Source organism: Cytobacillus depressus (genome assembly GCF_008923245.1).
Lineage (GTDB): Bacteria > Bacillota > Bacilli > Bacillales > Cytobacillaceae > Cytobacillus > Cytobacillus depressus.
The window spans coordinates 18446-32285 of sequence record NZ_WBOS01000006.1 but is presented as its reverse complement, the minus strand read 5'-3'; the positions used below and the strand labels follow the sequence as shown (position 1 = coordinate 32285).

The following is a 13840-nucleotide window of genomic DNA, read 5'->3' as shown; positions in this document are numbered from 1 at the left end:
AAGCAAAAACGACCCTTCATTCTCGAAGAATCGCGCCCTTTTATAGAATAAACGGAAATTTAAAAAATGCATATGAATCAGCTTATTTTTTCTGATGCTATCACACCATTTATTTAAAAAATAAGGAAGTAAAAGTCATTGTACTTTTTCTAAAAACTGTTGAACTTCTGTTGGTGATTTTAAAATAATGACTTGTTTATCTTCAGATAATTGTTGTAACCTTTTTAAAATTTCGGGTCTTTTTGTTTTTGGATAATCCCATATCCATTTTAAAAAAGCCAAGTCTAATCTTTCTGAGCAACCTTCTCCCATATCTGGTCTTGTTTTATTCCGGTACTGTAACATCCTTTTAAAAGCACGGTAGACACAGATAGTTCTATGAATATCAAGGAAAATTATTGTATCTGCTGCATTTAGCCTTATTTCCATTGTCCCACCATAGTTACCATCAATAATCCATTCTTCTTTTTTCACTAGATCATTTTGAACTTTTCTTTGTTTATCCTTTGGAACACCTACCCAATTGGGTTTCCAAAATAAAGCATCAAGATGATAAACATTTAATTTTAACTTTTCACCTAATTGCCTTGCCAGTTTGGATTTTCCTGATCCACCCGAACCAATAAGTACAACCTTTTTCATAGGAACCCCCTTATTCAACAATCTGGCGGCTTTAATAAAAAAAGACGCGTTCCTAAATAAACGCGCCCTATTATGAATATCAATATTAGAAATAGTTATCAAAACTTTATTGAGGAACCGTCACATAAGGCTCCATTATCAGTATTAAAATTGACAGCTAGACTTGCAGCTTAATAACATCAGTTTTGTATCCAAATTTGATTGTTATTTTATATTCATCCTCTTTATACGTCACGTTATTTACAGTACCGACTAAAAATAATATTGAGTTGCCATTAATTTTTGTCACCATATCTCCTACGTTCCCTGTAATCAAGCCATCTCTAGTTTCTAACTCAATATCAATATTTTTTAAATCATCTTCAGATAATTTGGACCCTTTCAAGTGAATTTCAATCCAATTTACCTTTTTTTCCTCATATCGTTCTGGATTATAAATGTATTTTACAGTCCAATATTTTCCCTCACCCTGAAAAATTGTTTCATTCGTAACTACAGTCTGTGAGCTTGATGAGCAAGCAGATAGTATGATTATCAGAAAAACTCCAAGTATCGCATTAGCTTTCATAATACCCCCCACACAATTTGTCCTGATTCAATAGTAAGGAACGCATTTCTCGCCCCAGAAATGCGCCCGATAGCTTAATAATTAAGGTGCTACAAGTTCAACTTTTATTCTGTCTGGATCCTCAAAATAAACAGCATAATGATCATCTCCACCTGCAAAAGGATGTTGGTCTTTATAAAGAATAGCAATTCCTTTCTCTTCTAATTTTTTAGTAATATTATCTACATGTTCTCGTGAAGCTGCGTAAAATGCTAAATGATTAAGACCTACTCGACATCTATGATATAGAATATCCAAGAACCGTTCTTCCGTTTGCACAAAAACTATGTATGTATCTCCCATTTTCCAGCTTTGTCCACCTTCCCATTCCTGAAAAGAACTGTATCCTAGTTCTTCGAGAAACCAGCCCCAAAAATCAGTTGACTTACTTAAGTTCGATACATATATTTCAATATGATGAAGTAGCCCCTTTTTCAAAAATATCCCTCCATTACATAAATCACTGTTACTTTTTATCAAGTTCTTTACTAAGTAATATAAATACACCTTCTCTTATTCTCCAAAATGGCTCAATTTATTAAGAAGGGCGCATTTCTTACTCTATAAACGCGCCCGATAGCTGAAGAAATTTCTAGAATTTTAATATGAAATTACTTTTTGAATCTGATCATTAATATTTACCTTACTTAATCCCCCGTGGTAACAAACCACAGATTCAATGTCGATGTCTAGGTATTTCTTCAAAGAGAGTCGAGCCTCTTTTAAATCTAGTACGGTTGGGGCATGAATTCCCTCAATTATTCCGTTTACACTGTACATCGAATCCCCGGCAATCAGTGTTTTACTTTGTTTCAAATAAAGGCTGACATGTCCAGGAGTATGCCCTGGAGTATATATGACACGAATCCCGCCACAATACGACAGTTCTTGGCCGTCAATCAAGGTATCATTCACTTTTCCCTTCGGTGGATTCTCTATGTGCCCGTCTTTCAAAAGAGGTAAATCCCCCTGTATATAAGGCTTATCTAGTTCGTGAGCATAAACTTTAATATTACTTCCAAACTCCTGTAATATCTCAGGAAGACTACCTATATGATCTATATCCTGATGTGTCAAAATGATAACTTTTAGTTTGTCGAACGACACTCCTACCTTTTCCATTGCCACACTTAAATCTTCAATTTGACCAGGGAATCCAGTGTCTATTAAAACAGCCATTTCTTGATCCCATAAAAGAGTTGGATGAATAATATTCCCATGAAATTCAAGGTGGAGCATTTCTACTCCCTTAGAAATTTCCAAAATTTAAGTCTCCTTCATAATTAGATTTTATTGATGTCAGAAAATGAATGGGATTGGTTACACAAGAAGTTTAAAAGAATAAAACTAATTTTGTACGTAAAATACTATTATTCCGTAGTATCAAAAATTATTCATTATCACACTAACTGACCCTTAATTGAATAACACAAGCATAATATTAGCTTCAGCTTCCTTCTCAAAAGTTCCTGCTGATCTTCAACAATATGGCCCGTTTGTTGAACAAAAACGTATAGCCAAACAAATTCATATCTGCAGCCAAAAATATATTCTCTTGTTTTTACCTTAAAGCCAGCTGCTTTCATTTTTTCTGGTCCAGTATCCAGTCTATTGTTTTCCAATCCAAAATTCCTTCTTTCGTTTTTAAAGGTGTCTATATACGGCTTTTTAATCGAATTCTTCATTTAAATGACTTCATTTTATCAATTGTTTATTCCTCCTATCGTGCTGTGGATTTTTCTGTTCTTTCTTATGTAAGCAAAGAGGTTTGTGTTACACTAGAACCAGATTAAATGGATATATAATCCAGAAATGGGGATTAGAAATTAAGATGATGAAAGAAGTTTTATTAGATATTACTAATTTGAAAAAGAGTTATGGCTCAAAGTCAGTCCTAAATGGTGTTTCTCTTCAAGTGAAAAAAGGAGAAATCATTGGATATATTGGACCGAATGGTGCCGGGAAAAGTACCACTGTTAAAATCATACTTGGCATTGAAGACGATTATTTCGGTGAGATCAAAATCTTTGGTCATGATATTTCTGATGGGAATATCGAGTATAAAAGAAAAATTGGTTATGTACCGGAAATCGCCGAAGTGTATGACAATTTAACCGGCCAAGAATATTTAACCTTTATTGGAGAATTGTATGGTCTCGAACTTGACCTCGCTGATTATAAAGCAAAAAGCCTAATGGAACTATTCGGGGTAGGCGAAGTCTATTATTCTCGAATTGCCTCTTACTCAAAAGGAATGCGTCAAAAACTTTTAATTATCTCTAGTCTTTTGCATAATCCGGAGCTTTTATTTTTTGATGAACCGATCAATGGTTTGGATGCAAACAGCGTGATGATTTTTAAAGAAATCATGACACAACTTGCCGAACAAGGAAAAACGATTTTCTACTCTTCTCATATTATGGATGTAGTCGAAAAAATAAGCAGCCGCATCATTCTCCTGCATGACGGTAAAATTGCTGCAGATGGTACATTTGAAGAATTAAAACAGCAAAATACTAAGGGTTCACTTGAACAAATTTTCAACCAACTTACCGGATTTAATGAACATAAAGAACTTAGTGGAAGATTTGTATCGGTCGTAAAGGAGATGTAAGAATGCAGGACTATCGCACGCTGAAACTATTAGATCGTTTTGAGAAAGTTTTTATCAGCTTTGGCGTAGATTACAAGATTATGAGGAGAATCTTACAAGTTAAGCTAACGATGGATGGCCGGCGTGTGCCCACCATTTTCTCACAAAACGCGAAAAAAAAAGACAAGGAAAATAACAATCAGTATATTAAATCATTATGGATTTACGTGTTATTTAGTCTGTTTATGATTCCCTTTGTACTTATGGGTAAAAATTATCTTTTTCAAATGAGTCTCTTCTATGGGGTTTTCACGTTTTTTGTCATGACCTCAATGATTTCCGATTTTTCGTCTGTTTTACTAGACATCCGTGATCGAAACATCCTGTTTCCAAAGCCAGTTGATCGAAAAACAATTAGCACCGCGAAAATGGTGCATGTTGTCATTTATCTCTCTTTCCTTACCATAGCGCTTGTCAGTATCCCTTTGATTGTTGGGCTTGTCAAAAATGGTTTCTTATTTTCCCTAGTTTCAATTGTAAATATCATCTTGATTGACCTGATGATTGTTGGGTTAACCGCCCTTATCTATTTCTTTTTTTTACGATTCTTTGATGGAGAAAAATTAAAAGATGTCATTAATTATGTCCAAATTGGGCTATCACTTATGATTATGGTTGGGTACCAATTGCTTGTTCGCTCGTTTCAGTTTATTGACTTAGCCGTTTCGCTTGAACCGCAATGGTGGCAAGTATTTATCTTTCCGATGTGGTATGGGGCAATTACGGAAATGATGATGAATGGTGCCTTTCATCCGTTCTACCTTTTCTTTTCAGTTTTAGGAATCCTCATTCCTCTCCTATCCATTTGGATTTATATGAAATTTAATCATGCTTTTGAACAAAACCTTCAAAAGCTTACTTATCATGGGAAAGCAAAGGTAAATAAACATAGTAAGATTGGGCATTTATTCCTTAGAGTCATTTGTCACTCAAATGAAGAAAGAGCCTTTTTCCGCTTTGCCAGCTCCAAGATGAAAAATGAACGAGATTTTAAATTGAAGGTGTATCCATCTTTAGGTTTTTCCGTCGTGATTCCTTTTTTTTTAATGATGAATGGATTTGATACCAACCTAAGTAATCTATCCACTAGCAAATCATATTTAACCATTTATTTTAGCTTAATTATCATCCCTACCATCATGATCCTCCTGAAGTTTTCTGGAAAATATAAGGGTGCGTGGATTTACAGGGTTGCTCCTATACAACAACTAAAGCCGATATTCAGCGGTACAATAAAGGCGTTTATCTTTAAGTTATATTTACCAGTTTACTTGCTTTTAAGTGCAGTATTTATTGCCATATTTGGAGTGAGAGTTTTGCCAGATCTTATAGTTGTATTTTTAAACGCCTGCACTTATGCTGTCATTTGTTTTATGATTCTTAAAAAGTCCATTCCCTTCTCGGAGTCTTTTGATCAGTACAATCAAAACAGCAACGGTGCCCTTGTATTCGGTTTAATGCTGTTTGTTGCATTGTTTGCAGGTTTACATTTTGTCGGCACTTTGTTCTCTTACGGAGTCTATTTATATATGGTGATTGCCATCATTTGTTTAGCTACTCTTTGGAAACTAGCTTTCAATATTACTTGGGAAAAGATTATTGGATAATTTATTGGGAACTGAAGCGATATACGCCACACAAGTTAGTATTAAAACCGAAAAAGTGGCTGTTTAAAAGTGAACAGCCACGCTTTTTTATAGTTGATATTATTAACTCAATAGCTAGTTAAAAACACTTTCCCTTTGGTCAACTTAGAAGATTCAACAACTTCAATAGCTCTTTTTACATTCAATAAATCATACTGAGAATCTACCGTCATCAAACGTAATTTTTTATCACTTATTAGATTTATTAAATGATTAAAGGTTTCTTGCCATTTATCTGCTGAGACATTTTTATTCCAATTCCGTAAATGAAACATATTAGCATTCACTTTTGCTTTTTTAATAATTTCTGCCCAGTTCACTTGTAACCCTGATAAAAGACCAATCGTTAAAAAATTTCCGTTAGGGTGTACACAAAAAGCCAGATCGTCTCCAGATGGACCTCCAACAGAATCAATAGCAGCATCAGCACCCATTCCATTAGTCAATTCCATAACCACTTTATTTAAGGAACTTTTTGATGTATCAACCACATAAAAAGCACCAAGATGAAGTAATTCCTCTGTATACTTATTATTTCTAGTAACTGCAATCAATCGAAAGCCTAATACTTTCGATAATTGAGCGAAAATATGCCCAATAGAAGAACCGCATGCATTAACCAATAAAACATCATTTGGTTTTAATTTTAAAACTTCTGTACAAACTACCCATGCTGTAATTGGATTAATATACATCTGTGCTGCCGTAAAATCATCAATCGAATTAGGTATAGGAACTGCAAATTCTGATGATGTTTTAACAAACTCTTGCCATGTACCTTCCCCACGCAAAGGTAAAACACGTTTACCAATAAAATGATGAGAAACTAAAGGGCCGACATCTTCTACTATACCAACTCCTTCATATCCCGGAATATTTGGTAAAGAAATCCGATGAGAATAAGAACCTCTAATCGGTATTAAGTCAGAAGGATTGATAGGGCGAGCTAACATTCGAACAAGGACTTCATTATCCTTTGGTGGTTCAATATTTTTAGACTCAACTCTTAACACATCTTTAGGGCTACCGAATTCATAGAATTTAATACATTTTGCATCCAAAATTATTAGTCTCCTTATTACAAATCCGTTTTATTTAATAATATCATTTTCACCGCAACTGCCTTGTTAGTTTAGTTTTCACTAATTGGCCCTTAAATGGCCAAAAGCACTTTACTTATTACAGGAAAGCGCCCTATTACAGAACAATTAATAAAGATTTAATAATAGAGTCCTACTTCATTGAAATCTAATTCTCTCAAAGGTGTTGTTCCACAAAATTGTCCTTATATTTAAAAGAGCACTACCTTTTTCAGGGATAGTGCTCATTAATGGAGTAACTAAAAATAAATTCAATCACTTAATTCTTATTAAACTAACGCACCGTTCGTTCAAAAAATATGAATAATTACAACCCGTTATTTCTCCCATAGCTCAACCAGTCTACCTTCAGGATCTTTAATCCAAATAAACTTACCAAATTCACTAACCTCTTTTTCCTTTACAAGAGGTACACCAATTTGTTCAAGATGCTTAATAGTCTCGTTTAGATTATAAACTTGGAAATTTAACATCACTTGCTGTTCTCTTGGGAAGTAAAGGTCATCTTCAGTAAAAAAAGAAAAGATAGTTTCATTTTCTGAATGGGGTTTAATAATACTCCCATTCCAATTTTCTATTTCAATCTTCAGCACTTCACTGTACCATTTTTTTATAGCATCTAGATTTTTAGTCCTCCAAAATATTCCCCCGAAACCTTTTATCATCATAATAAACTCGCTCCCTTCTCTAATTTCTTTAATTTTTCGATTAATTTAGAAATTCTAGAAATAAAAACAAATTCCTTCTTCAACCAACCTCTTCCATTAGTTTGAGTACAATCTTTCACAAACACCATATATTATCATTACCATAAGTATTCAATTTTTCTTGATATTCTTCCTCCATTAAATGGCCCTAAAATGAAAAATGAGTGCAAACCTTGTTCCAGGATGGCACCCTCTTGTGGAAGATCAAGATAATGATGATAATTGTAGCCCTTTAGCTTGTTGAATTAACGATACTTAGTTGAACAATGTATCGAGCCTAATAATTACAGCAAATATATTACTGTCCGTAGCTTGTGCAAATGGAATAACTTTGTCATGAATGCTGTGGATGATTAAAGTAGAGACATTAATTTTTGGAAGATCCGCATGCAGCTTCTCATCTCTTAATGTAATTATAATAGCAGCTGTCGACCAACTTGCTGCTTGTTTGTGCTTTTCAATCTGCCAAGTGTAACTATGGACAAATGACTAGTATAAAATATGTTAGGAGGGATTTTATAATGAATAATGGCTTTAGCGGTTATTACCGTCAACATCCAAGTCTTCATCCATTTTTAGATCAAATTTTGGAAGGGTGGACTGGGGAACCAAAAAAAACTGTTTATTTGTTAGTCAATAAGTATGGTTTACCTAATGAAGCAAGTTCAAGAAGAATTATCTGGTATAACAATGGTCCTTGGAAGCGTACGATTGTTCATCTTGATACAGTACTTCATAACAGTCCGACTCCCCATCTTGATTATTTAGCACAAACCATTGATTATAAAGTTCCTGTTCAATTCTTTGATGAATTAGCACAGTTTGATGGTAGTTTATATCCAGACCGAACGGCTGGTGAAGCTACGGCTAAATGCGATCATGAATCGACGAATATTATGGCTTTAAACTTGATGCACGACATTGTGACTGGCAAGCGAACCGTAGAAAATGCAATGCATGCTGCGGTTGAAATTGAAAAAGCCTTGCGATTAAAAGGTCAATCGTCACCCTACACCACAGGATTCCTATTCCCAAAACAATCTCATACTGCTGATCCCGGTATCGCCGCATTTTAAGGCAAACTAAATCGGCGGGTTGGTTCCATTATTGGAAATGTGCTGTCTTCCTATAATTATTTTACTTTATCTAACCTGCCCTTTTACTTAGTAACAATTATTTCAAATTCCCATAATTATCACAATAAGTTACTCCATATTATGGCTCAACTCATTAAAAAGAGCACGTTTCTTGCTCTAGAAATGTGCCCTTTAATGGAATAACAAAGATATCTCTGAATCCTAAAATCACTTAATTGTTCTTCTATTAATGCTCCACGTTACTTTAAGTGCAAATCCTTCCAATCTGTTTCATAAATTAAACAAAAAAAGGCGATGCCTTTATTCAAGCATCGCACTCATAAAGAAATTCACTTTTTTTCCATTACTGCAAAGTAATTATTTTCACTATCTGCAAAATTAAATACTCTACCTGAAGGCATATTTACAATTTCTCCGACTGTCACGTTTTTGTTTGATAAGTCACTATATAAATTATCAAAATTTTTCGAGAAGAACATTAAAGAAGGTGTTCCAAGATTTAATTCAGGCGACATTTTCGCAATTAATTCCTTATTATGGAGAATAATGCTTGTTTCGGCTTCTTTAGTTGGAGCAATTTCAATCCATCTCATACCTTGACCATTGTCTTCCTCTGAAATTACACTAAACCCTACTTTTTCTGTCCAAAATTCCTTTGCATCATCTTGGTTATTAACATACAACATGATTTGACCTACATTACTAATCAATGATATTTACACTCCTTTATATAATTAATTACAAAACTCAATGATTCTAAACTTTTTTAATACTAAAATCAGATTTACGGTAACTCTACTGCAGCGACTCCACAAGCTCGTTCAAGCGGTCCCAAGTTTCGGTGATGCCCTGCAGCATGCCCATGTCCATGACGGTCTTAAGGGCCTCTTCGGAAACATATTCAGCACGGTTTATTAGCTTTGTCTTTCCCCCCAAATCGATGAATTCCAATGTCATCTCGGTCGACGGCATGGAGTCATTCACATTGCCTTCGGAATCCGAAAAGTAATCAGTATAGACGATCTTCTCCGGCTCGATAATCTCCTTATAGACCCCTTTACCCCAGGCTTCCATACCAAAAAATTGACCCAGATTCTGATCGACACACTTCATACAGTAGTGCCACACGCCTCCCGGACGGAAATCGACGGTGCAGACTGGAATCTCCCAACCCCTTGGCCCCCACCAACGTTTCAGATGCTCCGCCTCTTTAAACATCTTGAATACGAGATCGCGTGGCGCATCGAAAACGCGCTCCAGTACCAGTACCCGATTGTTCTCTACTCTCGATATCATTGCATTGTTTGACATTGTAATTCCTCCTTGATCATGAATTGATTTTATGATTCTTCCTTGTTCTGTAATTCCTTCAAATAATCATCTAGGGTGTCGAATCTTTCTTGCATCACGCGCCGGAAGGACTGTACCCAAGAATCCAGCGCTTGGAATGGTTCGGGCCGAAGCTTGTAGATGCGGCGGTTAGCTTCGGCTTGCACTTCCACAATCCCGTTGTCGCTAAGCACTTTTAGATGCTTCGAAGTTTGGGGCTGCTTCAGTCCTAGCTGGTCGGCGATTTCCCCCACTGTCAAGGGACCGTTACGCAAGAGTTCGACGATATTCATACGATTTGGTTCAGACAAAGCGCTAAGCGTCGTCATGTTCACGCCCGGAATCTTCCCTGATATGTCGCTCACCTCGTCAAGTGATGGTCTCCGGTAAAATTACAACTGCATCATCACTAGTATTATCGTCCTGTTGATTCCATTATACCCAACTGGGAATATTCCCGTCAAGGAATATTCAGAAACTAAAGTAATATCGGGTCAGTGCCGAATTCACATAATCCAATCCTTCATAGGTTGAGTATGTCGAAGGTTCCATTCATATCATCATCGATTGGCACCTTTACTCTTCTCGATGTATCCATTCGTGACCATCTTATGCAAGAAAGAACTTTAATTAAAGTTCCCTTAAACTCTGTGTTTATACGACACGAGATACAATTTTACCCACAAACTCCTTCTTCCACTAACTGCGAGTTTAAGTGATATTCTTCGAGCATGGTATCGAGACGCAAATTTAACAATAAACATTTAAGATTCATAGTGGACATTTTACTCGGATATCGAATAAAACAAGCTATTTGCTATTTACTCCAATCCAAAAAAGCCCCGCAAGATGACTCATTCATCTCGCGGGGCTCCCCATTAATTCTCTTCTATTTCCATACGGTTTTTCTTAAACATCTTAGATAATACTTCATAAGCGATCGGAACAATGATTAATGTTAATAATGTGGAGCTGATTAATCCGCCAATAACTGTAACGGCGAGTCCTTTAGAAATCAGTCCCCCACCACCAGCACCGAAGGCTAATGGTACTAATGCTCCAATTGTTGCGATCGCTGTCATGAGGATCGGACGCAGACGTGTTGCTCCCCCTTCAAGGATCGCTTCACGCATTGGCATGCCACCACGTTCCATCCGAACGATTCGGTCTACAAGGACGATCGCGTTCGTGACGACGATACCGATTAGCATTAATAGACCCATCATGACAGACACAGAAATCGTTTCACCCGCTATCAATAGTCCAACAAATGATCCTATTACTGTGAATGGAAGCGAGAATAAAATCGCAAATGGTGCAAGACCTTCGCCAAATGTAACAACTAGAACGAAATACACAATAGCAACCGCCGCGAGCATCGCCACTCCGAGTTGTGTAAAGGTTTCATTCATATCAGCAGCAACACCACCAACGTCGACTGTTACTCCTTTAGGCAGATCTAATTTATCAATCGCTTTACCTGCTTCAGATGTCGCTTTTGAAATATCATCACCAATGATTGTGCCTGACACACTTGCGTAATACTCGCCTTTACTGCGCGCAAGCGTATTTAATGTCGTTCCTTTTTCAACTGTGACAAGCTCAGAAAGCGGCATAGTCGTACCAAGAGCTATCGGTACTTGTTTTGCTAAAAGATCATCGATTGATTTAGGCTGTACAGCTTGTTCCTGCTGTACGATTACATTTAATGAATTTCCGTCTTTTTCAATCGTTGTTAAAACATTTTCTGTTCTTGTCGGATTTAACATCATGACAATTTGCCCTGCTGTTAAACCATATTTCAATAATTCGTCTTGAGCTACTTTGAATGTATACTCAACATAAGCTTCCTCTGCACTGGAGGAAACATCTTTTAAGCCTTTGTTTTTCTTTAAAGCTTCTTCTACTTTTTCTACAGATTTATTTAGTTTATTTAAATCTTCACTGTATAATGTATAGCTTAATTTATCTGAAGCCATGGACATGGAAGAGAAGTTTTGGCTTTTCCATTTGCCAGATTGACCAATGTTCTTCACATACTCTTCAATTTCTTCACGCACTTTTGGGAAGTCTTTCATATCCGGATCAAAGATTAAGTACATTAATCCGCCTTTTCCTCCGCCGCCCATCATGGCAGCCATCTGGTCGCCACTATCGGTTACAGATATTTGAACGATATCAATATCGTCACGTTTTAGCATCTTTTCTTCGACAACTTTAATATTTTCTAACGTCTCATCTCGCAGCTCTCCTGCTTTCGGTGTGTATGTTAAATACATCACCTTATCTTCTTCGCTGCCCATGAAACTAAAACCAATTAATGGCGTTAAAGCCAAGCTTCCGGCTAATAAAACAATAGCTAGGATGGACGTAATCACTTTATGATTCAACGTCTTTTCAAGAACTCCTCTATACCACTTCGATAATTTGCCAGCCTCTTTATGACTGCTTTCCGTCTTCTCACTATATAGCTTCTTCTTAAATAAGAAGTGAGATAATGCCGGAACGATTGTAATCGCCACAATTAATGAAGCTCCAAGCGCAAACGTCATCGTTAATGCAAACGGTGCGAACAGCTCGCCAACCATGCCGCCAACGAAGATCAATGGGGCAAATACCGCAACCGTTACGATGGTCGATGATAAAATTGGTCTAAACATCTCAATCGTTGCTTCACGAATAAGCGCACGGCCCGTTAATTTCTCTCCTTTTAAATGGAGACGACGGTAAATATTTTCTACTACAACGATAGAGTCATCAATTACACGGCCGATCGCAACTGTAATCGCACCAAGTGTCATAATATTAAGCGTAATGTCCATCCAGTTTAAAATGAGTAACGCCATTAGGATCGAAACTGGAATAGAAACGATCGAGATAATGGTAGATTTAAAATCCCTCAAGAATAGCAGAATGATTAATACGGCAATCAAACCGCCAAATACTGCTTTTTCCATCATCGTTGAAACAGATTGCTCAATCGGCTCTCCTTGGTCAAGTGTGACATCGATAACAAGACCATCAATTCTTGCCTTTTCTTCTTTAACTAGCTTTTTCACACTGTTTACAACATCAACCGTATTTGCCTGCTGGCTTTTAACGATTTGAATCGCAATGGCATCTTTCCCATTTGTGCGGGAAATCGATTGTACCTTCCCAACTACCTTAACTTCAGCAATGTCGCTAAGCTTCACAAATGGTGAAGGCTGTGTTGCTGATGGTGTGACAGGAATCAGCATATTATTCAGTTCTTCAATGGTCGTAAACTTACCATCGATCGCTACAGCTTGTTCGCCCTTTTCAAACTCATAAAGTCCTAGAGAAACTGATAGATTACTTGCTTGGATCATTCGTTTAACAGAATCTTCTGTTAAACCAAACTCTGCCATTTTGGCTTTATTATAAGTAAGATCCACTTCCTCAATATGCTGCCCTGTTATCGTCGCAGAGGCAACTCCATCAATTTTCTCGATTTTCGGAAGTAAAATATCCTCAACTGTTGACGTTAATTCAATAATATCTTCTTTCGTGCTGCTGACGCTTAATGCCACAACTGGCATCATGTTCATACTAATAGCTGTTATGGTTGGCTTTTGCGCGCCTTCAGGTAATTTCACAGCATCGATCGCAGAATCCAATGCGCGCTTTGCCTCATCCATATCAATGCCGTATTCATATTCCACCTGAATGCTTGACATGTTAGAATATGAATTGGAGTTGACGGATTTCACGTGTTCTAAGCCCTCAACCGCCTTCTCTATCGGCATGGATACATCATTCATGACTTGCTCAGGAGTCGCACCTGGATACACATCCATAACCATTAAGAATGGAATCGAAATATCCGGAATGGTCTCCATTTTCATTCGTGTACCTGAGTATATTCCCGAAAAAACAATAATAATCGTTAGCAGCCAAACTGCTAGTTTATTCTTTATTACAAAATTGACTAACCCTTTCACATCTACACCTACCCTTAATTGACTTATTAGTCTCATTTTCCTATAATAATGACCAATGAGTCATTTGTCAACGAAAGACCTAGGAGCGATGAAAAGA

General features: G+C 36.7%; 14 protein-coding genes and 1 pseudogene. 3 read left to right on the top strand and 12 right to left on the bottom strand.

What is annotated here, in order from left to right; translation table 11 throughout:
* Positions 1 to 135: 135 nt before the first annotated feature.
* The 5 genes from F7731_RS14520 to F7731_RS14500 form a co-directional block, all read right to left on the bottom strand.
* Positions 136 to 642 carry a DNA topology modulation protein gene (locus F7731_RS14520; RefSeq protein WP_151535503.1) on the bottom strand — a complete coding sequence of 169 codons (507 nt, stop codon included), beginning with the start codon at positions 640 to 642 and terminating at the stop codon, positions 136 to 138.
* Between the two features lie 157 nt (positions 643 to 799).
* On the bottom strand, positions 800 to 1210 hold the full coding sequence (locus F7731_RS14515) for a hypothetical protein (protein ID WP_151535502.1): 411 nt from the start codon (positions 1208 to 1210) through the stop codon (positions 800 to 802).
* 81 nt (positions 1211 to 1291) lie between these two features.
* Positions 1292 to 1687, bottom strand: a complete 396-nt coding sequence (locus F7731_RS14510) for a VOC family protein (RefSeq protein ID WP_151535501.1) — start codon at positions 1685 to 1687, stop codon at positions 1292 to 1294.
* 162 nt (positions 1688 to 1849) lie between these two features.
* Complete coding sequence (locus F7731_RS14505) at positions 1850 to 2512, bottom strand: MBL fold metallo-hydrolase (RefSeq protein ID WP_151535500.1); 663 nt, start codon at positions 2510 to 2512, stop codon at positions 1850 to 1852.
* Between the two features lie 137 nt (positions 2513 to 2649).
* Positions 2650 to 2871, bottom strand: a complete 222-nt coding sequence (locus F7731_RS14500) for a hypothetical protein (protein ID WP_151535499.1) — start codon at positions 2869 to 2871, stop codon at positions 2650 to 2652.
* A gap of 212 nt (positions 2872 to 3083) precedes the next feature.
* Between F7731_RS14500 and F7731_RS14495 the strand changes: the two genes are divergently transcribed.
* Together F7731_RS14495 and F7731_RS14490 are read left to right on the top strand one after the other, a co-directional pair.
* Entirely contained in the window at positions 3084 to 3863 is a 780-nt protein-coding gene (locus F7731_RS14495; RefSeq protein WP_151535653.1) for an ABC transporter ATP-binding protein, read from the top strand.
* 2 nt (positions 3864 to 3865) lie between these two features.
* On the top strand, positions 3866 to 5509 hold the full coding sequence (locus F7731_RS14490) for a hypothetical protein (RefSeq protein WP_151535498.1): 1644 nt from the start codon (positions 3866 to 3868) through the stop codon (positions 5507 to 5509).
* Between the two features lie 107 nt (positions 5510 to 5616).
* Here F7731_RS14490 and F7731_RS14485 read toward each other — a convergent pair whose 3' ends face one another.
* From F7731_RS14485 to F7731_RS26880, 3 genes and pseudogenes are all read right to left on the bottom strand, one after another.
* Positions 5617 to 6609, bottom strand: coding sequence for a zinc-dependent alcohol dehydrogenase family protein (locus tag F7731_RS14485; protein WP_151535497.1), 993 nt, complete (start codon positions 6607 to 6609; stop codon positions 5617 to 5619).
* Positions 6610 to 6965: 356 nt separating this feature from the next.
* On the bottom strand, positions 6966 to 7313 hold the full coding sequence (locus tag F7731_RS14480) for a VOC family protein (protein WP_151535652.1): 348 nt from the start codon (positions 7311 to 7313) through the stop codon (positions 6966 to 6968).
* Between the two features lie 339 nt (positions 7314 to 7652).
* Positions 7653 to 7805, bottom strand: a pseudogene (locus tag F7731_RS26880) (alpha/beta fold hydrolase); the annotation flags it as partial.
* Positions 7806 to 7876: 71 nt separating this feature from the next.
* Here F7731_RS26880 and F7731_RS14470 point away from each other — a divergent pair.
* The gene (locus tag F7731_RS14470) at positions 7877 to 8431 is read left to right on the top strand and encodes a hypothetical protein (RefSeq protein WP_151535496.1); all 555 of its coding nucleotides are present in this window, start codon (positions 7877 to 7879) and stop codon (positions 8429 to 8431) included.
* A 350-nt stretch (positions 8432 to 8781) separates the two neighbouring features.
* On the opposite strand, the gene F7731_RS14465 is transcribed toward F7731_RS14470, so the two are convergent.
* The 4 genes from F7731_RS14465 to F7731_RS14450 form a co-directional block, all read right to left on the bottom strand.
* A complete protein-coding gene (locus tag F7731_RS14465; RefSeq protein WP_151535495.1) occupies positions 8782 to 9162 on the bottom strand; it encodes a VOC family protein in 381 nt (126 codons plus the stop codon).
* 85 nt (positions 9163 to 9247) lie between these two features.
* Positions 9248 to 9763, bottom strand: coding sequence for an SRPBCC domain-containing protein (locus F7731_RS14460; RefSeq protein WP_151535494.1), 516 nt, complete (start codon positions 9761 to 9763; stop codon positions 9248 to 9250).
* Positions 9764 to 9792: 29 nt separating this feature from the next.
* Positions 9793 to 10137, bottom strand: coding sequence for an ArsR/SmtB family transcription factor (locus F7731_RS14455; RefSeq protein ID WP_151535651.1), 345 nt, complete (start codon positions 10135 to 10137; stop codon positions 9793 to 9795).
* A 522-nt stretch (positions 10138 to 10659) separates the two neighbouring features.
* On the bottom strand, positions 10660 to 13743 hold the full coding sequence (locus F7731_RS14450; protein WP_151535650.1) for an efflux RND transporter permease subunit: 3084 nt from the start codon (positions 13741 to 13743) through the stop codon (positions 10660 to 10662).
* Positions 13744 to 13840: the final 97 nt, after the last annotated feature.